Raw genomic sequence first — 19862 nt, 5'->3', positions numbered from 1 at the left:
AAATGAAAATCTTACTAACAGGTGCAAATGGCTATGTGGGACGAAGATTGCTTCCAGAATTGCTCAACCAAGGACACGAAATCATTTGTGCTGTTAGAGATGCAAGTCGGATAGGTTTAGCTCCAGAAACGGCATCGTTAATCACCATTTGGGAAGTTGATTTTTTGGATGAAATTAATTTTAATAATTGTCCGAAAGATATTGATATTGCTTATTTCTTGATTCATTCAATGTCCAGTTCCACCGAAAGTTTTGATGTGATGGAAGTCAAAACAGCCGAAAACTTCAACTTGTATTCGAAACACATGAACGTTAAACAAGTGATTTATTTAAGCGGAATTGTAAACGACCCAAACCTTTCCAAACACATGCTTTCGAGAAATAATGTCGAGAAGATTTTATCTAGCGGAAAACATCATTTAACGGTTTTAAAAGCAGGAATCATTGTAGGTTCTGGCAGTTCTTCTTTTGAAATTATCCGAGATTTATGCGAAAAACTGCCAATTATGGTCACGCCAAGATGGGTTCTGACCAAAACGCAACCCATCGCCATTCGGGATGTGATGAAGTTCTTGATTGGCGTTCAAAACAGAACCGATTGTTTTGACGAAGCCTTTGATATTGGAGGGCCAAACGTAATTACCTACAAACAGATGTTGCAATTGTATGCCAAAACGCGAGGCATCAAACTGGCTATTGTAACTTTGCCGTTCATGACGCCAAAATTATCTTCTTACTGGTTGTATTTCGTGACGTCTACTTCTTATAAATTAGCAATGAATTTGGTAGATAGTATGAAGGTGGAAGTGATTTGCAAAGACAATCGTTTACAAAAAATGCTCGACATCAAACCGATTTCCTATGTTGAAGCCATTCTGCTTGCCTTTCAAAAAATAGAGCAAAATCTGGTAATTTCAAGTTGGAAAGACAGTTTGACCACCAGCCGATTTGGAACCAATTTGAAAAATTATATTCAAATTCCAAAATTCGGATGCTTGAAAGACAGCAAAAAAATAAAGATTTCAAATCCGAGCCAAGTGTTGGATAATATTTGGTCGATTGGTGGAGTAAAAGGCTGGTATTATGGGAATTGGATGTGGCAAACAAGAGGTATGATTGACAAGCTTTTTGGAGGAGTAGGTTTACGTCGTGGTCGAACAAGTCCTACGAATTTAGACAATGGCGATTCATTAGATTTTTGGCGTGTTCTTTTGGCTGATAGGGAAAACAAGCGTCTTTTGCTTTTTGCAGAAATGCGACTTCCAGGCGAAGCTTGGCTTGAATTCCGAATCGATGAAGACAATTATTTGCATCAAATTGCCACGTTTCGACCAAAAGGAATTTTCGGCAGATTGTATTGGTACAGTATGTTGCCGTTTCATTTTTTCATTTTTAACGGAATGATAAAAAGAATAGCCCAATCTGAATAAAAAATATCGAATTCTAATTATATTTGCACAATCTTAAATTTTCATTATTAATTTATCAGTTTTCACTGCAAACCAATGGATAAAATCTTCAATAATACACAAGTTGCTTTTTCTTTAAAAAGTGATACCGAACTCGACAGGGCTTATTTTTTATTCAAATTAATTGATAGCCAGCCGTTGGTTCGAATTGGGACAGCGGTTACCAATTTTGCCATAAAAGCACATTTGCCAGTTGAAGGTTTGATTCGTGCCACGGTTTTCGACCATTTTTGTGGTGGTGTAAGTGAAAATGATTGTTTGCCGGTCGTAGATAAAATGTTTACCAAAGGCGTTTCTTCGGTTTTGGATTATTCGGTTGAAGGAAAAGAAGAAGAAGCTCAATTTGATGCTGCTTTGGAAATGACTTTGAAAACGATTGATTTTGCCGAAGAAAAAAAATCGATTCCGTTTGCAGTTTTCAAGCCAACAGGTTTTGGCCGTTTTGAATTGTATGAAAAATTAGGCGAAGGTCAAACGTTGAATACAGAAGAACAAGCAGAATGGAATAGAGTAGTGGAGCGTTTTGATATTGTTTGTAAAGCCGCTCACGACAAAGATGTTGCCTTGTTGATTGATGGTGAAGAAAGCTGGATGCAAGATGCCGCTGATGATTTGGTGGCTGAAATGATGAAGAAGTACAACAAAGAAAAAGCAATTGTGTTCAATACCTTGCAGATGTACCGTTGGGACCGATTGGATTATTTGAAGAAATTGCACGAGCAAGCCAAACAAGACGGTTTTTATATCGGAATGAAATTGGTTCGTGGAGCCTATATGGAAAAGGAAATCAAGCGTGCCGAAGAAAAAGGATATCCATCGCCAATTTGTGCAACAAAGGAAGCTACGGATGAAAATTATGATGCATCGGTTGTTTACATGGTGGAACATTTGGAAAAAATGTCCATTTTTGCAGGAACTCATAACGAATTGAGTTCGTATAAATTGATGGATTTGATGCGAATCAATAATATCGTTAAGAATGACGATAGAATTTGGTTTGGCCAATTGTATGGAATGAGCGACAATATCAGTTATAACTTGGCAGAAAACGGATATAATGTCGCGAAATATTTACCATTCGGACCAGTGAGAGATGTGATGCCGTATTTGATTCGTCGAGCGGAAGAAAATACTTCAGTTGCCGGACAAACAAGCCGTGAGCTGACGCTTATTAAAACGGAACGTAATCGTAGAAAAGGAAAATAAGAAATAAAAAGAAAGGCTGAATTTAATTGTTCAGCCTTTTTACTATTGTCTTCTTAATTTTTTTTCTAAAAACAAATTCATCTCGCCATTCACTTTCGATACTTCAATATTTTCTTGTTCCTTTATTCTGTCAGTGAATAAAATTCCGTTCAAGTGGTCATATTCATGCTGGAAAACTACAGCCGTGAAGCCTTCCATCATTTCTTCATGGAATTTCCCTTCCTTATCCAAATAATTCAGTTTGATAGTGTAATTTCTCAAAACTTCGCCATCAATATCGGGAATAGAAAGACAGCCTTCCATTCCTTTTCGCAATAATGCCGAACGCCAAACAATTTTCGGGTTCAGATAGAACTCAAAAGGTTCGCCTTCCTTGTCAAAACGCTGTACCCAAAACACATTCTTGTTAATCCCAACTTGTGGTGCCGCGATTCCAATTCCCGGATTGGTAGGATCACGCATCGAGAGGAACATTCTTTCGGCTAAAACAGGCAATAATTCATCCTTCGGATCAACATCTGTAGAAACACTTGTCAAGATTTTGAGCTCTTTTTCATCCGTGATTTGAATGACTTTCATCATCGTTTTTGCATCTCCGGATTGGATGAGCTTTTTTTCTTCCTTTGTAAATTTTTGTGCAGAAAGATTGGTTGCTATGAAAAGGAATAGGAGTTTTAGGGTTGTGTTTTTCATTGTTTAAAGTTTTTCAATACCAAGTTTGATGCCGTTTTTGTCAAAAAAAGCTTTTAATAAATCTATCCTTCCATAACAGCTTTCTTTGTTTGCCAGCTCATTAGTGTTATAGGGATCGGGAAAAAGATAAGCTTGTAAGCATTCAAAGCAAATTTCCAAATTTGAAATAACATTGTCATTGCCGTCTAAAAATAAAATCGCATTTCTGGGAATATAGCATCCCATAGGACTTTCGACTGTAAGTTTTGGAAGTTTTTTAATTTTATAATTAAACATCAAATTGCTTAATATATCAATCTGATTTTTGTCAATTTCAACAATTTCCTGAGCAAAATATTTTTTGATAGCCTTGTTTTGATAAAAAGTAAACGACTTTAAATATTTTACTTCATATTTATCGATGTTAGTAGTATCTAAAGGTATTCTAGTGTCATCATCAAGAACTAAAATGTTACTTCCGTCAGTTGATATAAATGAAATCAGCAACACTTTTTTTGCTTCACTGAAAGGAAACATTTTATCCCTTTCGGCAATGGATTTCTTTCCATACCAACCACATTTTATTTCTTGGGCATAACTGCTTGTAAAAAACAATAAAATGAAAATGAGCTTGATATGGAAATTCATCTTTATAAATTTAAATCCCAGCCACAGCTTTAATTTCATCAATAATTCTCAAAGCCAAATCATCGGCTTTTTCTTGAGAAGAAGCTTCGGTATAAATACGGATTATCGGTTCCGTATTCGATTTTCTTAAATGTACCCAATTGTCGGCAAAATCAATTTTTACACCGTCAATTGTAGAAATTTCTTCCATTTTATACATTTCGGTCATCGCTTTCAAAATCGCATCAACATCAATTTGTGGGGTCAATTCAATTTTATTTTTACTCATATAATATTCAGGATAGGAAGCTCTCAATTCTGAAACTTTCATTTTTTTATAAGCCAAATGTGTCAAGAATAAAGCAGTTCCAACGATAGAATCCCTACCATAATGTGATTCAGGATAAATGATTCCGCCGTTTCCTTCGCCACCAATTATAGCATTGTTTTTTTTCATCAACTCCACCACATTCACTTCTCCAACAGCACTTGCTTCGTATGTTCCACCGTGTTTGATGGTCACGTCACGCAAAGCACGAGAAGACGACATATTCGAAACCGTATTTCCTGGTGTTCTGCTCAAAACATAATCGGCTACCGCCACCAAGGTATATTCTTCTCCAAACATTTCGCCGTCTTCGCTGATAAAAGCCAAACGATCCACATCTGGATCCACCACAATTCCAAGATGGGCATTTTCTTTTACCACCAATTCAGAAATATCCGTCAAATGTTCTTTCAAAGGTTCTGGATTGTGAGGGAAATGTCCGTTTGGTTCGCAATATAATTTTACTACTTCAACTCCCATCAATTCCAATAATTTAGGTATAATAATTCCACCAGAAGAATTCACACCATCAACCACCACTTTAAATTTTGCTGCTTTTACAGCTTCAACATCCACCAAAGGCATATTCAAAACTTCATCAATATGGATGTCCATAAAAGCATCGTTCGAAGTAATTTCTCCCAAATTATCCACATCAGAAAAATCAAAAGCTTCCCTTTCGGCAATATCCAAGATTTTTGCACCTTCGGCACCACTTAAAAATTCTCCTTTTTCATTGAGCAATTTCAAGGCATTCCATTGTTTTGGGTTATGACTTGCTGTTAGAATAATTCCGCCATCGGCTTGCTCCAACGGAACGGCAATTTCAACCGTTGGAGTTGTAGAAAGACCCAAGTCAATCACATCAATTCCTAATCCTATTAAGGTATTCACGACCAAATTATGAATCATTGGTCCAGAAATTCTGGCATCACGGCCGATAACGACAATTAGTTTTTCTTTATTAGAATAGGATTTCAGCCAGGTTCCATAAGCCGAAGCGAACTTTACGGCATCAACCGGAGTTAAATTATCGCCGACTTTTCCGCCAATTGTGCCACGAATTCCTGAAATTGATTTTATTAAGGTCATATTTATGTTTTAAATTTTGAATGTTAAATTTTAGATGAAACAAATATAATTTAAAAATTAAAAATCATCGTTGATAATTCTTTAAATTAGACGAATGAATTTTTTAGCACACATCTATCTTTCGGGAGAAAACGATTTCATTAAAATTGGCAATTTCATGGCCGATGGCATTCATGGGAAAAATTTTGAGGATTTTCCCAAGGAAGTCGGTTTAGGAATAACGCTTCATCGTGAAATTGACACGTTCACGGATTTTCATCCGATATTTAGAAAAAGCAAGCATCGTTTGCACGGAAAATATGGACATTATTCAGGTGTGATTATCGATATTTTCTACGACCATTTTTTGGCCAAAAATTGGAAAAAGTATTCAGATGAAAAGCTCGAAGATTTCACGGCACATTTTTACCAAATTTTAGAAGATAATTATAGCATTCTTACCGAGAAAACAAAGGGATTGATGCCGTATATGATTAAATATGATTGGTTGACAAGTTATGCTACAATCGAAGGAATCTCGAGGATTTTATTTCAAATGGACCATCGAACTAAGAATAAATCAGGTATGCAATTTTCGGTAAAAGAACTGCAAGAATTTTATACAGATTTTGAAGAAGAGTTTACGTTATTTTTTGAAGAAATGAGAGCTTTTGTAAAAGAAAAATTAGCGTTGTTATGAGAAAATTTTATCTTTTGATGACGCTTTGTTTTTTGAGTTGTAAAACAGAAAAAGCCATCATCCCAACGGGTTTGGTGGCTGAAAAAGCAATGGTGGTTTCCGCCCGAGAAGAAGCTTCAAAGATTGGAATTGCTATTATGAAAAAAGGAGGAAATGCTTTCGATGCTATGATTGCAACCGAATTGGCCTTGGCAGTAGCTTATCCCTATGCTGGAAATATTGGTGGTGGCGGATTTATGGTGTATCGAAAAGCAAACGGCGAAATTGGCAGTTTGGATTATCGCGAAAAAGCTCCTTTGGCTTCGACAAAAGACATGTTTTTGGACAAAAAAGGGAATGTCATTCCAAATAAAAGTACAGAAACGGCTTTGTCTGTTGGAATTCCCGGAACGATTGCAGGAATTTTCGAAGTGCATAAAAAATTTGGAACCTTGCCAATTGAAACTATTTTAAAACCTGTTATTGAATTAGCCGAAAAAGGTGTTTTGGTTACCAAAAATCAAGAAAAACAATTTACTTCTTTCAATTTTGAATTAGTAAATGCGAATGGCAAAAGGTCGTTAGTAACCAAAAATTACAAAGAAAACGACACGATTCGATATTTTGCTTTAGCCGAAACCTTAAAAAGGATTTCCAAAAACGGTCGGGATGAATTTTACAAAGGCAAAACGGCTCAAAAATTAATTGATTATCTGAATCAAAAAGGTGGGATTATCACGATGGAGGATTTGGCAAAATACGAAGCCAAATGGCGAACTCCAATCACTTTCAACTATAAGAATCTAAACATTATTTCGATGGCACCACCAAGTAGTGGAGGTGTTTGTTTGGGACAGATTATGAGGATGATTGAGCCTTTTGATTTGAAGCAATTCGGGCATAATTCGTTGGAAAGTATTCAAGTCATTACCGAAGCCGAAAGGCGTTCGTATGCTGATAGAAGTTACTATTTGGGCGATCCAGATTTTGTGAAAGTTCCAGTGAAATCTTTATTGGATAAACAGTATTTAAAAAAAAGAATGCAGGATTTTAGTTTTGAAAAAGCAACAAAATCTTCCGATGTTTCAAAAGGGAATGTTTCGGCTTATGAAAGCGATGAAACAACACATTATTCGATTGTGGACCAATTTGGCAATGCAGTTTCGGTTACTACGACTCTGAATGGTGCTTTTGGTTCCAAATTATATTGTGAGGAATTGGGTTTCTTTTTGAACAATGAAATGGATGATTTCAGTTCGAAACCTGGATTCGCAAATTCCTACGGATTGGTTGGAGCTGAAGCCAACAGCATTGCCCCAGAAAAGCGAATGTTGAGTTCGATGACGCCAACAATTGTGGAAAAAGACGGAAAATTGAGTATGGTTTTGGGAACTCCAGGTGGTTCAACGATTATAACTTCGGTGTTGCAGACGATTTTGAATGTCTATGAATTTGATATGAGTATGCAAAAAGCAGTGAATGCACCACGTTTTCATCATCAATGGTTGCCGGATGAAGTGATTTTTGAACCCAATTCCTTTTCTTCGACTTTATTGGAAAATCTAAAGCAAAAAGGATTCATTATTAATGAAGGAAATACACCCATTATTGGAAAAGTAGATGCGATTTTGGTTTTGCCTGATGGAAAGTTGGAAGGCGGAGCGGATAGGAGAGGCGATGATAAAGCGGTTGGATATTAGTTAAAATTATTTGCCACAGATTAAAAGAATTAAAAGGATTTTAAATGAAATCTGTGAAAATCATTTTAATCTGTGGCAACAAAAATAGTGTAGTGAAAATGAGTTTTATTAAAAATTTAGAAAAAGTATTTCAAGAAAACAGTAATCCAGAAGATGCAGTTGCAATGGAAAATTATATGAAGAATCATTTTTCTTTTTATGGTATAAAAACTGAAAATAGAAGACTGATTTTTAAAACCATTTGGAAGGAACATCAAAAAGAAGTTGCTGAAAAGGCTCGAAATATAGCAAAAGAATTATTTTCGAAAAGTCAAAGAGAATTGCATTATTGTGGCATCGAAATCTTGATGAAAGAGTTAAAGAAAAAGTACCAGAAAGAAGATATTTCGCTGATTGAATTTTTGATAGTTACAAATTCTTGGTGGGACAGTGTGGATGTAATTGCCAAATATCTTTTAGGCGAATATTTGATACAATTTCCCGATGAAACTGAAAAAGTAATCGAGAAGTTTTCAAATTCCGAAAATATGTGGCTGAACAGAAGTGCGATTTTATTTCAATTAGGGTACAAACAAAAAACAGATGCCGATTTGTTGTTCGCTTTATGTCAGAAACATTCGGATTCCAATGAATTTTTTATCCGAAAAGCAATTGGTTGGGCTTTGCGGGAATATGCGAAAACAAATCCTTCTGCAGTGATAAGATTTGTTGAAACCAATAATTTAAAACCTTTGAGCGAAAAGGAAGCTTTGAAAAATATCGTTTGAAGATAAAAATGTTAATTTTGTGAATTCTTAGACAAAAAAAATGCTGAAAAAATATTTACAACGACTAGAATCACTAATCGCCTGGGGACAAACCAAACTGACCAACAAACAGTTTATCTTTTTAGCGAGTGTTTTGGTTGGAATTTCCGTGGCTTTGGCGGTAATTGTCCTGAAGGCTTTTGCACACTGGGTTTTTGTTTTTGCGACTTATATCAACGGAATCATCAAATTGAGTTATATAAACAGTATTCTTCCTATCATTGGAATATTGCTGACTGTCTTTGTCATCAAAAAAGTTTTAGGAGGAAAAATAGAAAAAGGGACTTCCCAAATCATGTATGCCGTTGCCCAAAAGGCAAGTATCATCCCTCGAAAACAAATGTATGCTCAAATAATTACCAGCTCCTTGACTGTTGGTTTAGGAGGTTCAGCTGGTTTGGAATCACCAATTACAATTACTGGAGCTGCTTTCGGTTCTAATTTTGCTCAAACCTATAAACTAAGTTATAAGGATAGAACTTTGCTCATTGGTTGTGGGGTTGCCGCCGGAATCGCAGCGGCGTTTAACGCTCCAATTGCTGGAGTTTTGTTTGCAATAGAAGTTTTATTGGTAGATGTCAGTATTGCGGCATTTACGCCAATTATGATTGCTGCTGCAACGGGAGCTATTGTTTCGGCTGTGCTTTTGAAAGAAAATGTTTTACTGTCGTTTAGCAAACAGCAAGATTTTGATTATCACAATGTTCCTTTTTATGTTTTTCTAGGTTTGTTGACGGGTTTGATCACCATTTATTATTCTAGATGGTTTCAAAGAATTGAGCGATATTTTATCAGATATAACGATAAGCCGTATAAAAAAGCAATGATAGGAGCTTCGATGTTGGCGGTTTTAATTTTTATTGTCCCGACACTTTTTGGTGAAGGTTATGAAAGTATCAAAACACTATCAGAAAATGATCCGGGAAAATTACTTGAAGATACTTTGTTTGGCGGTTTCCGGGATAACAAATGGGTACTTTTATTATTTGTAGGTTTGGCGGCGATGTTGAAAGTTTTTGCAACAGGATTCACACTTGGAAGTGGTGGAAATGGAGGAAACTTTGCTCCATCATTGTTTTTAGGTTCTTATGTAGGTTTCTTTTTCTCGCAATTCATAACCTTGACAGGAATATCGAAATTACCAATCAGTAATTTCACAATCGTAGGAATGGCAGGCGTTTTGAGCGGATTGTTTCATGCACCATTGACTGCGATTTTCCTTATTGCTGAAATTACTGGAGGTTATAATTTAATGATTCCATTGATGATTGTTTCGTCAATAAGTTTTGCAGTTTCCAAAAGATTCGAAAAACATTCGATGGATGTGAAACATTTGGCGAAAAAAGGCCATGTTTTTACAAGCAATAAAGACACAAATATTTTATCAACTTTAGATACCAATAAAATCATCCAAACGGATTATTTGACGGTTTCTCCTGATGAAAATCTTGAGAAGTTAGTCGATTTGATTTCACATTCCAATCAAGTAATTTTTGGTGTGGTTGATAAGGAAAAGAATCTTGTCGGAATAATTCATTTCAATGATATTCGTGAAATTATCTTCAGTAATTTCAAGGTAAAGTACACTTCCGTGAAAGAGGTGATGACCGCTCCAATCGAAATTGTTTATCCAACCGATAGCATGGAAACGGTTATGAACAAGTTTGAAACCAGTAAAGTTGCCTTTCTTCCAGTTATACAAAAAGGAAAATATATCGGTTTTATCTCTAAATCTATTGCTCTTGAAGCCTATCGAACAAAACTCAAATCCATGACGATTGAATAATTCTTAATATCGGATAGAGTTAAATTTTGTTATATCCGATAATAAGAATACCTTTGTTTGGTTATGTGGGAAATCGATTTGACATATAGAGAAGAACTTCAAACAACTTTTGATAGATTGTATGAAAAAAAGCAAGTCTTGCAAACCAGCAGGCCTTTGCCAAATATCGCTTTGAACAAAATCAGAGAAAGTCTTTCCATTGAATGGACCTATAATTCCAATAGTATCGAAGGAAACACCATGAGTCTTCGTGAAACGCAAATGGTTTTGCAAGAGGGAATTACCGTAAAGGGAAAATCGCTTCGGGAACATTTCGAAACACATAACCACGACAAGGCTATCGATTATTTGTTTTCTATTGTTAATGATGAATATAAATTAAGAAGTATTGATATTCTTTCGCTTCATGGTTTTGTTCTACGCTCCATCGAAGATGATTTTGCAGGTAGGATTAGAAATGGTGGTGTGAGGATTACTGGTGCGAATTTTGTTCCGCCAAATGCAAATAGAGTTTCGGATTTGCTTGATGAATTAATTGTTTTTATCAATGAAAATCCTTTGCAACTTAATGATATTGAGTTGGCTACCGTTTTTCATCATAAATTGGTTTACATTCATCCTTTTTTTGATGGAAACGGAAGGACGGTAAGGCTTGCAATGAATTTACTTTTGATGCGATGTGGTTTTCCTCCAGCAATCATTCTCAAAAATGATCGAAAAAAATATTATGAGGCTTTGAACCAGGCAAATAAAGGCAATTATCAAAAGCTAACTGTGTTGATGACCCAAGCTTTGGAACGAACTTTGAATATTTATTTGAATGCAATGCCTGATAATGATAAGGAATACATTGAAATTTCAAATTTAGTGAAAGAGCCTGATATGCCTTATGGTCAGGAATACATTAGTCTTTTGGCACGTCAAGGAAAGATTGATGCTTACAAAGAAGGTCGAAATTGGCTGACTACCCGAGAAGCCGTTGAAGACTATATTTTAAACAGAAAAAGAAAGCGTTAACCATTTGGTTAACGTTTTTTTTATGTTGAAATAATTAATTTTTATTTTTTTTCTTCTTTTATAATGTACCTTTGCAAAAAATTTGTCGATTTTTGAAAGATAAAGAATATCTTTTACCCTAAACGGCAATGAGTTATATTTTATTTATGAAAAGAATAGTTGAATACAGAAAGTTATTAAATGTTGATAAGACGGTTGAGTTGAAAGAACTAAAAACGATTTACCGTAACGCAATGAAGGATGCTCATCCAGATAAATACGTAGGCGATGATGCTGGATTGGCAGCTGCTGAAGAAACAAGTAAAAAAATCATTGAGGCCTATCATCATTTGGTTAGCATCAATCCAGAAACAACAAAGCAATTATTACCTGAATATAACGAAACTATTGCAACTGCAACGATTACCGATTATAATTTTGTTGACGGAAGGTTGAAAATCACTTTTTCTAATGGTAGTATTTACGAATACATCAGTGTGCCAAAAGCAACTTATGTGAAAATGGTAAACGCTGATTCACCAGGAAGATTTGCAAAAAGACATATCTTGAATTCTTTTACTTGGAGAAAAACGACTAACCAAGAATAGTTTTCGAAGAAAAATAAAAAGTAAAGGTTTAGATTTTATCTAAGCCTTTTTTTATACCCGAACTTTAAGTTTTTATATAGAAACAAATACTTAATTTTGTACAACTAAAAACTATACAATGAAAATCGAACAAATATATACTGGTTGTATTGCTCAAGCAGCTTATTATCTTGAAAGCAACGGCGAAGCTGCAATTTTTGATCCTTTGCGAGAAGTGCAACCTTATATTGAAAAAGCAAATAAGGACAATGCCAAGATAAAATACATTTTCGAAACGCATTTTCATGCCGATTTTGTTTCAGGACATCTGGATTTGGCCAAGAAAACGGGCGGACAAATTGTTTATGGACCAACTGCAAAACCAGAATTTGAAGCTGTAATTGCAACGGATAATCAAGAATTTAAAGTTGGAAATTATACGGTTAAAGCTCTTCATACACCAGGACATACTTTAGAAAGTACTTGTTATTTGCTAATTGATGAAAACGCAAAACAACACGGAATCATCACTGGAGATACTTTGTTTATTGGTGATGTAGGCCGTCCAGATTTGGCTCAAGCTATGGTTGAAGATTTGACACAGGAGAAATTAGCTTCCTATTTGTTTGATTCGCTTCGCAATAAAATCATGCCTTTATCCGATGATTTGATTGTTTATCCGAGTCACGGTGCTGGAAGTGCTTGCGGAAAAAATATGAGCAAGGAAACGACAGATACTTTAGGCAATCAGAAGAAAACAAATTATGCTTTACGCGAAGATATGACTCGTGAAGAATTTACAGCCGAATTATTAGACGGTTTGGGACTTCCACCGGCATATTTTCCTCAAAATGTGATGATGAACATTCAAGGATATGAAAGTTTGGATACCATCATCGAAAAAAGTTTCAAGGCTTTAAAACCAAATGAGTTTGAAACATTGGCTAATCAAGCGGAAGCAATTGTTTTAGATGTTCGTCTTGAAAATGATTATGTGAAAAGCCATATTCCAAATTCAATTTTCATTGGAATCCAAGGAAATTTTGCTCCTTGGGTGGGTGCTTTGATTATGGATGTGAAACAGCCTTTGCTATTGGTAACGCCAGAAGGGAGAGAACAAGAAACCATCACAAGACTTTCAAGAGTTGGGTTTGATAATGTTTTAGGGTATCTTGAAGGCGGAATTACGGCTTGGCAAGAAGCAGGTTTTGAAGTTGATTCAATGAAATCCATTTCCCCAGAAGAATTTACTTCTAAATTATCTGAAAAAAGTATAGTTGTAGATGCAAGAAAACCAGGAGAATTTTCGGCAGAACACGTTGAAAATGCATTAAATATTCCTTTGGATACGGTTAATCAGAATTTCAGTGAAGTACCTAAAAACGAGCAATTTTATCTGCATTGTGCTGGAGGTTACCGTTCTGTGATTATGGGTTCCATCCTGAAATCCAGGGGTATTCATAACTTTATAAATGTCGAAAAAGGCATCAGCGGTATCAGAAATGCTGGCTTGAAACTGACAAATTTCGTCTGTCCATCAACCATTAAATAAAAAAAATTAAATTAAGCATAAAATTTAGTCGGTTTTATAGGTGAACCTTATAAAATTAAATACTTTTGCAAACTAAAATCATAAAAAAATAATTAAAAAAGATGAAACAAATATTTTTATCGTTACTTGCTGTAGCAACCTTGGTTTCTTGTAATAAGGTTGGAAAAAATGAATTTATTATTGAAGGTAATGCTGAAGGTGTGAAAGACGGTGTGGCTGTTTATCTTCAAAAACAAGATTCAACTGGATTGGTGCAAGTTGATACTGTAAAAGTTGAAAAAGGAAAATTTAAATTTGAAGGTAACGTTACTGAACCAGGTTTGCATTTCGTTCAGGTTGACCAAACACAAGGTAAAATTGTTTTAGTTCTTGAAAATGGTGAAATCAATTTGAAAGTAGATAAGGATAGCATCAATAAAAGTGTTGTAGGTGGAACTTACAGCAACGATCAATTGGCTACTTATTCTAAAGAATACGAAAAAGTTCAAAAGAAAATGATGTCTTTCCAAAAAGCTAATATGGAGAAATGGCAACAAGCTCAAATGACTCAAGATACTGTTACAAGAAATGCTTTGATCAAGGAGAACAAAGTTTTTCAAGACGAGTTCATGAAATTGACTGTTGATCATATTGAAAAACATCCAAAATCTTATTTATCACTTTTATTTATTGGCCAACTTATCAATCAACCAGACCGTGATTTAGCAAAGCTTAACAAATATTTCGATTCATTGGATGCTGATTTAAAAGTTACTAAAGAAGGTAAGAAATTGAAAAAAACACTTACTGAAATTGCTGAAGCTGAAAAAAAAAGCCCAGTAATGCCAGCACTTCCACAGCAATAGGAAGTATTGCTCCTGATTTTTCTGCACCAAATGTTGACGGTAAGAAAGTTTCTTTAAGAGAATCTTTAGGAAAAATAACAATTATAGATTTTTGGGCTTCTTGGTGTGGACCATGCAGACAAGAAAATCCAAACGTTGTAGCTCTTTATAATGAGTTTCATTCAAAAGGATTGAATATAATTGGAGTTTCTCTTGATACAAATGGTAGTAAATGGAAAGAAGCAATTGCAAAGGATAGGCTAACATGGACACAGATTTCAAACCTTCAAGGTTGGGAGGATCCAATTGCACAACAATATGAAATTGAAGGTATTCCAGCAACTTTATTGCTAGATGCATCTGGGAAAATTATTGCAAAAGACCTTCGTGGTGAAGAGCTAAAAACAAAAGTAGCTTCACTCTTAAAATAAATAAATAGCCATGGAAACATGGCTATTTTTGTATTAATAATTAAAAAAAATAAACATGAAAAAAGTATTTTTTATTCTTTTCCTTGCTGTGGGATTGGTTTCTTTCCAAGCAATTATCAATAAGGACTATACTCTTACAGGAACAGTAAAAGGTTTAGAAAACGGAAAAACAGTTGTACTAGAAAAACAAGATGAAATTCTGGGAATGGTTGCTGTTGACAGTGTTAAAGTAGAAAACGAGAAATTTACCTTTAAGGGAAAAACTTTAGAGCCTTCGATCCATTTTATCCAAGTTCAGGATATTCAAGGTAAAGTAGCCTTTATATTAGAAAACGGTAAAATCAATTTCACTATCTATAAAGATAGTGTTGCAAAAAGTAGAATTGGAGGCACACAAAACAATGAGGATTTGCAAAATTTCAATAGTGCTGCGATGAAAGTGCAAAAGAAGATGCAAGATTTCCAGGCTGCCAATATGAAAAAGATGCAGGATGCTCAAGCCAGTAATGATGAAGCTACAATGAATGCTCTAATGGATGAGTTTGGAAAGATGCAGTCTGAAATTATGGAAATGACTTCTGTATTTCCTGAAAAAAATCCGAAATCATTCCTTTCTATTTTGTTTTTGGATAATATGTTCAACCAACAAGATGTGGATATCGAAAAAATAAAGAAGGTTTATAATAATTTGGATGCCTCTTTAAAAGCTACTAAACCAGGTAAAACTGTAAAAAATAAGATTGATAATTTTAAGTCAATAACAGTTGGAAGTTTGGCTCCAGAGTTTTCTGCTCCAAACCCTGACGGAAAAGTAATCTCTCTGAAAGAATCGTTAGGTAAAATCACAATAATCGATTTCTGGGCTTCTTGGTGTGGACCTTGTAGACAGGAAAATCCAAGCGTTGTGGCACTTTATAACGAATATCATGCAAAAGGCTTAAACATCATTGGTGTTTCTTTGGATAAAGATGCTACGAAATGGAAAGAAGCGATAGCAAAAGATAACCTCACATGGAATCATATCTCGAATCTGAAATTCTGGAGTGATCCAATTGCAGAACTTTATAATGTTAAAAGTATTCCAGCTACTTTTATCTTGGATGCTAATGGAAAAATTATCGCTCGCGACTTGAGAGGAGCAGAATTAAGAGCAAAAGTTGCCGAAATATTGAAGTAATTAGCTCTTTTGTAGAATTTGTATAAAAAATCTCCCTAGTGGAGGTTTTTTATTTTATTCACTACCAATAGTTTAAAAATTAATTGAAATTTATCTTTAAATTTAGTTTGCAAACATGAAAACAGTTCCTATATTTGCAACCGCTTGGAACAAATACTAGTGTTTGTTTATAGGAGGGGGAGATACTCAAGCGGCCAACGAGGGCAGACTGTAAATCTGCTGTGAAAACTTCGCAGGTTCGAATCCTGCTCTCCCCACCAAACAAAAAACTCTTTAGGAAACTAAAGAGTTTTTTTGTTTTATTTAGTGGCGTTTAGAAATGGATATAAAAAAGACCTGAATTGTTTCAGGCCTATTATTTTTTATAAAATTCTAGAACTGAACTTATTTCTTGTTCTTCATTTCTTTTTCAATCATATCATAGAACTGATCGATTTTTGGCATCACCACGATACGTGTTCTTCTGTTTGTGGTTCTGTTTTCAGCAGAATTATTTTCTACCAATGGAACAAATTCTCCACGTCCGGCTGCGATTAATTGTCTTGGGCTTACTCCAAAATCTTTTGTCAAGATTCTAACGATTGCTGTTGAACGTTTAACACTCAAATCCCAGTTGTCTAATAAAGTTCCGTTGCTGATGAAAGGAACGTTGTCGGTGTGTCCTTCAACCATACATTCAAAATCAGGTTTGTCGTTTACTACTTTTGCAACTTTGCCTAAAATTTCTTTGGCTCTGTCGCTTACAACGTAGCTTCCGCTTTTGAATAAAAGTTTATCAGCGATAGAGATGAAAACAACCCCTTTTTCAACGTTGATTTCAATATCCGGATCAGAAATACCTACCGAACGTTTCAAGCTCGTAACCAAAGCCAACGTAACGCTGTCCTTTTTAGTCAAGGCATCCTGCATTCTTGTGATTTTCAAATCTTTTTCTTTGATAGATTCAAGTGCTTTTTCAATATTCTCGGCACCTTTTGCTGACAAAGTTGTCATATTGCCCATGTTATTGATCAAATCAGAATTATTTTTCTTTAAAAATTCCATTTGACTTGCCAATCCTTCTTTCTCTGTCAAACAAGTATTCAATTTTATTGTAGCTGAATTCAATAAATCTTGGATTTCTTTATTTTTACTTTCCAGTTCAGCGATTTTCTTTTTGGATCCACACGAAGTGGTCAGTAGGGCAATAATTGATAATGCCAGAAATACTTTTTTCATAATTTGATTTGTTTTTAATTTTTTTTATTTACAAAATTAGGGCTTAAAAAGTTTAAAGATTCATAATGATACCTAAACTAATGTTAAAAAAGCTTGTCAAATACCTTGCCACTTCCAGTATAATAGCGGTAAACTACACTTTTTATTAAGTAGTAATTTGAATATTGTTTTCTTTCTCTTTTCCTGTGATTTTTAATGAACCTTCGGTAAAATGAAAAATGTGCTTTTAAAATCATAAAAAAATGAGCAAATTTACCTTGTGTTAAAAATTTTATTCCAGCAAGGCTGTCAAGACATAGCCTCAAGAAAAGTGTTGGAAATAGGGAAGAAGCGGGTAAATTCTTCGTTAGCATCAAGAGTGAGTTCCTAAAATTTAAATACGTTTTTCTAGGGTTACCTTCGTTTAAAGTAGCACCTCCAACATGGAAAACCTTTGAAGAATGGCAATATCGAACCTTATAATTCATATTAAAAGCACGCCAGCATAAATCGATTTCCTCTTGATGGGCAAAGAAATCTGCGTCAAAACCATTGAGTTCATTATAGACTTTACTTCTTATGAAAAAACACGCTCCCGAAGCCCAGAAGATTTCTATATCATCATCATATTGCCCGTCATCTTTTTCGATGGTGTCGAAAATTCTTCCACGGCAAAAAGGAAAACCAAATTTATCTATAAAACCACCTCCAGCACCAGCATATTCAAAATATTCCTTGTTTTTGTAGTCCAGGATTTTCGGTTGAATAATGGCTGTATCGAAATCTTTTTCAAAAGTTTCAATTATCGGCGAAAGCCAGTTTTCGGTCACTTCAATATCTGAATTGACTAAAGCATAGACCTCAGCATCAATATGTTTTAACGCTTCGTTGTAGCCTTTTGCAAACCCATAATTGTTATTATTGATGACGATTTTCACCGAAGGAAAATTCGCCCTTACAAATTCAACCGAATTATCTGTCGAAGCATTATCGGCAACATAAACAGTCGCTTCCGGAGAATAGGTGATTACCGATGGTAAAAACTTTTCCAAAAGCTGTACTCCATTCCAATTTAAGATGACTACTGCTATGTTCATTGTGTATATTTACAATTATTTATTAAAAAGCTCTACTGAAAACTGATCACTGATTACTATAATCCGGAAGTTCCCTCAAAAAAGTATATTTTTCATTCTCGAAATCCATTTGACAAAAGTAATGATTAAGACCGTTGGTAACCATTAAATATTCAGCTTGAAGCGTCATGTTATAACGTGCAATTTGGTCAAATGTGGTTTGCGAAACCTTGATTTCGGGTGCCTTGCATTCCACCAGGATAAAAATCGAACCATCATTGTTGAAAACCACTACATCGTAGCGTTTTACCAAACCATTAATCTTCAGTAATTTCTCTACATTGATTAGAGATTTCGGATACTTTTTTTCTTGAAGCAGATATTGTACAACGTTTTGCCTCACCCATTCTTCTGGTGTCAGAATGATGAATTTTTTCCGAATTTCATCGAAGATAGCTGTTTTATTTTCGCTATTTTTGAATCGAAAGTTATAGACAGGGAAATTGAGCTGTTGCATGAGGCAAATATAATTTGATAATTCGGAAATTTTGTAATTTGAAAATGAGATAATTTGAAAATTTGAAATTCACTAAGGCTGAAAACTGTGACTGCGACTGAACACTGTGACTGAACACTGAACACTAAAAAATGGACGAGGTTATAAAAATTGTAAACGATATAAAGGCTGGAAACATCAAGCCAATTTATTTCTTGATGGGTGAGGAGCCCTATTATATCGATAAATTATCGGATTATATAGAAGATAATATCCTTTCGGAAGACGAGAAAGGTTTCAATCAAACCGTGCTTTATGGTCGGGATGTTTCGATGGAAGACATTATCGGAACGGCAAAACGCTACCCAATGATGTCCGAACGTCAAATTGTGATTGTAAAAGAGGCACAGGATTTGACCAAAACCATCGACAAGATTGAAAGCTATGCCGAAAACCCAATGGCAACAACGGTTTTAGTGTTTTGCTACAAATATAAAACGCTTGACAAGAGGAAGAAAGTTACCAAATTGCTCGAAAAAAACGGACTCGTTTACGAAAGCAAGAAACTCTACGAGAACCAAGTTGGCGATTGGCTGAAACGTGTTTTGGCCGGAAAAAAACTCAACATCGAACCAAAAGCTTCTGCAATGTTGGTTGATTTTTTGGGAACCGATTTGAGCAAGATTGCAAATGAATTGGACAAACTTGCGATTGTTTTGCCGAAAGGCAGTACCGTAACCCCTGAAGTTATTGAGGAAAACATTGGCTTTAGCAAGGATTTTAATGTGTTTGAATTTCGTAAAGCCATTGGAGAGAAAAACCAATTGAAGTCCTATCAGATTGCACAATATTTTGCTGAAAACCCGAAAGATCACCCGATGGTCATGACGACTTCGCTAGTATTTGGTTTTTTTCTGCAACTCTTGCAATACCACGGATTGAAGGACAAAACACCAAAAAATGTGGCTTCTGTACTGAAAGTGAATCCTTATTTCGTAAAGGATTATGACGTAGCTTTAAAAAATTATCCTATGAAAAAAGTTAGCCAGATTGTAGCCACGCTTCGTGACACGGATGTAAAAAGCAAAGGAGTTGGGGCTTCTTTAAAGGAAAGTGATTTATTGAAAGAGATGCTGGTGAAGATTTTTAATTGACACACCCTGAAGACAGAATAATTTAAGT

19 protein-coding genes and 1 tRNA gene are annotated in these 19862 nt (G+C 35.1%); 14 read left to right on the top strand and 6 right to left on the bottom strand.

What is annotated here, in order from left to right:
• Positions 1-2: 2 nt before the first annotated feature.
• Together J2X31_RS07505 and J2X31_RS07500 are read left to right on the top strand one after the other, a co-directional pair.
• Positions 3-1430, top strand: a complete 1428-nt coding sequence (locus J2X31_RS07505) for an SDR family oxidoreductase (protein WP_310025700.1) — start codon at positions 3-5, stop codon at positions 1428-1430.
• Positions 1431-1505: 75 nt separating this feature from the next.
• A complete protein-coding gene (locus J2X31_RS07500; protein WP_310025698.1) occupies positions 1506-2675 on the top strand; it encodes a proline dehydrogenase family protein in 1170 nt (389 codons plus the stop codon).
• A gap of 42 nt (positions 2676-2717) precedes the next feature.
• Here the strand turns inward: J2X31_RS07500 and def are convergent, their stop codons facing one another.
• The 3 genes from def to glmM all read right to left on the bottom strand — a co-directional run bounded on the left by def (position 2718) and on the right by glmM (position 5394).
• A complete protein-coding gene (gene def, locus J2X31_RS07495; RefSeq protein WP_310025696.1) occupies positions 2718-3368 on the bottom strand; it encodes a peptide deformylase in 651 nt (216 codons plus the stop codon).
• Positions 3369-3371: 3 nt separating this feature from the next.
• Positions 3372-3884 carry a hypothetical protein gene (locus tag J2X31_RS07490; RefSeq protein WP_310025694.1) on the bottom strand — a complete coding sequence of 171 codons (513 nt, stop codon included), beginning with the start codon at positions 3882-3884 and terminating at the stop codon, positions 3372-3374.
• A 121-nt stretch (positions 3885-4005) separates the two neighbouring features.
• The gene (gene glmM / locus J2X31_RS07485) at positions 4006-5394 is read right to left on the bottom strand and encodes a phosphoglucosamine mutase (protein ID WP_310025692.1); all 1389 of its coding nucleotides are present in this window, start codon (positions 5392-5394) and stop codon (positions 4006-4008) included.
• Positions 5395-5488: 94 nt separating this feature from the next.
• Between glmM and J2X31_RS07480 the strand changes: the two genes are divergently transcribed.
• From J2X31_RS07480 to J2X31_RS07430, 11 genes are all read left to right on the top strand, one after another.
• Complete coding sequence (locus J2X31_RS07480; RefSeq protein ID WP_310025691.1) at positions 5489-6073, top strand: acyl carrier protein phosphodiesterase; 585 nt, start codon at positions 5489-5491, stop codon at positions 6071-6073.
• On the top strand, positions 6070-7752 hold the full coding sequence (gene ggt, locus J2X31_RS07475) for a gamma-glutamyltransferase (RefSeq protein WP_310025689.1): 1683 nt from the start codon (positions 6070-6072) through the stop codon (positions 7750-7752). The genes J2X31_RS07480 and ggt overlap by 4 nt, the downstream gene beginning before the upstream one ends.
• Positions 7753-7796: 44 nt before the next feature.
• Complete coding sequence (locus J2X31_RS07470; protein WP_310025687.1) at positions 7797-8519, top strand: DNA alkylation repair protein; 723 nt, start codon at positions 7797-7799, stop codon at positions 8517-8519.
• Between the two features lie 40 nt (positions 8520-8559).
• Positions 8560-10344: a chloride channel protein gene (locus J2X31_RS07465; protein ID WP_310025685.1), complete on the top strand. Its 1785-nt coding sequence runs from the start codon at positions 8560-8562 to the stop codon at positions 10342-10344.
• A gap of 63 nt (positions 10345-10407) precedes the next feature.
• The gene (locus tag J2X31_RS07460; RefSeq protein ID WP_310025684.1) at positions 10408-11361 is read left to right on the top strand and encodes a Fic family protein; all 954 of its coding nucleotides are present in this window, start codon (positions 10408-10410) and stop codon (positions 11359-11361) included.
• A gap of 146 nt (positions 11362-11507) precedes the next feature.
• Positions 11508-11948, top strand: coding sequence for a KTSC domain-containing protein (locus J2X31_RS07455; RefSeq protein WP_310025683.1), 441 nt, complete (start codon positions 11508-11510; stop codon positions 11946-11948).
• 118 nt (positions 11949-12066) lie between these two features.
• Entirely contained in the window at positions 12067-13479 is a 1413-nt protein-coding gene (locus tag J2X31_RS07450) for an MBL fold metallo-hydrolase (protein ID WP_310025681.1), read from the top strand.
• Positions 13480-13580: 101 nt separating this feature from the next.
• On the top strand, positions 13581-14324 hold the full coding sequence (locus tag J2X31_RS07445; protein ID WP_310025679.1) for a DUF4369 domain-containing protein: 744 nt from the start codon (positions 13581-13583) through the stop codon (positions 14322-14324).
• On the top strand, positions 14321-14734 hold the full coding sequence (locus tag J2X31_RS07440; RefSeq protein WP_310025782.1) for a peroxiredoxin family protein: 414 nt from the start codon (positions 14321-14323) through the stop codon (positions 14732-14734). The genes J2X31_RS07445 and J2X31_RS07440 overlap by 4 nt, the downstream gene beginning before the upstream one ends.
• A 55-nt stretch (positions 14735-14789) precedes the next feature.
• A complete protein-coding gene (locus tag J2X31_RS07435; protein ID WP_310025677.1) occupies positions 14790-15911 on the top strand; it encodes a redoxin domain-containing protein in 1122 nt (373 codons plus the stop codon).
• Between the two features lie 176 nt (positions 15912-16087).
• Positions 16088-16171: transfer RNA gene (locus J2X31_RS07430), tRNA-Tyr, on the top strand.
• A 124-nt stretch (positions 16172-16295) separates the two neighbouring features.
• Here J2X31_RS07430 and J2X31_RS07425 read toward each other — a convergent pair.
• From J2X31_RS07425 to J2X31_RS07415, 3 genes are all read right to left on the bottom strand, one after another.
• Complete coding sequence (locus tag J2X31_RS07425; protein WP_310025675.1) at positions 16296-17129, bottom strand: OmpA/MotB family protein; 834 nt, start codon at positions 17127-17129, stop codon at positions 16296-16298.
• An 83-nt stretch (positions 17130-17212) separates the two neighbouring features.
• Positions 17213-18205 carry a glycosyltransferase family 2 protein gene (locus tag J2X31_RS07420; RefSeq protein WP_310025673.1) on the bottom strand — a complete coding sequence of 331 codons (993 nt, stop codon included), beginning with the start codon at positions 18203-18205 and terminating at the stop codon, positions 17213-17215.
• A gap of 46 nt (positions 18206-18251) precedes the next feature.
• Positions 18252-18701 carry a type I restriction enzyme HsdR N-terminal domain-containing protein gene (locus tag J2X31_RS07415; RefSeq protein WP_310025672.1) on the bottom strand — a complete coding sequence of 150 codons (450 nt, stop codon included), beginning with the start codon at positions 18699-18701 and terminating at the stop codon, positions 18252-18254.
• A gap of 131 nt (positions 18702-18832) precedes the next feature.
• Between J2X31_RS07415 and holA the strand changes: the two genes are divergently transcribed.
• Positions 18833-19834 (top strand): DNA polymerase III subunit delta, encoded by a 1002-nt coding sequence (holA, locus tag J2X31_RS07410; protein WP_310025669.1) that lies wholly within the window; start codon positions 18833-18835, stop codon positions 19832-19834.
• The last annotated feature ends 28 nt before the right edge of the window (positions 19835-19862 follow it).

The sequence above is a fragment of the Flavobacterium arsenatis genome (assembly GCF_031456785.1).
Classification (GTDB): domain Bacteria; phylum Bacteroidota; class Bacteroidia; order Flavobacteriales; family Flavobacteriaceae; genus Flavobacterium; species Flavobacterium arsenatis.
The sequence above is the reverse complement of the archived record's forward strand: the minus strand, read 5'-3'. Positions and strand labels throughout refer to the sequence as shown.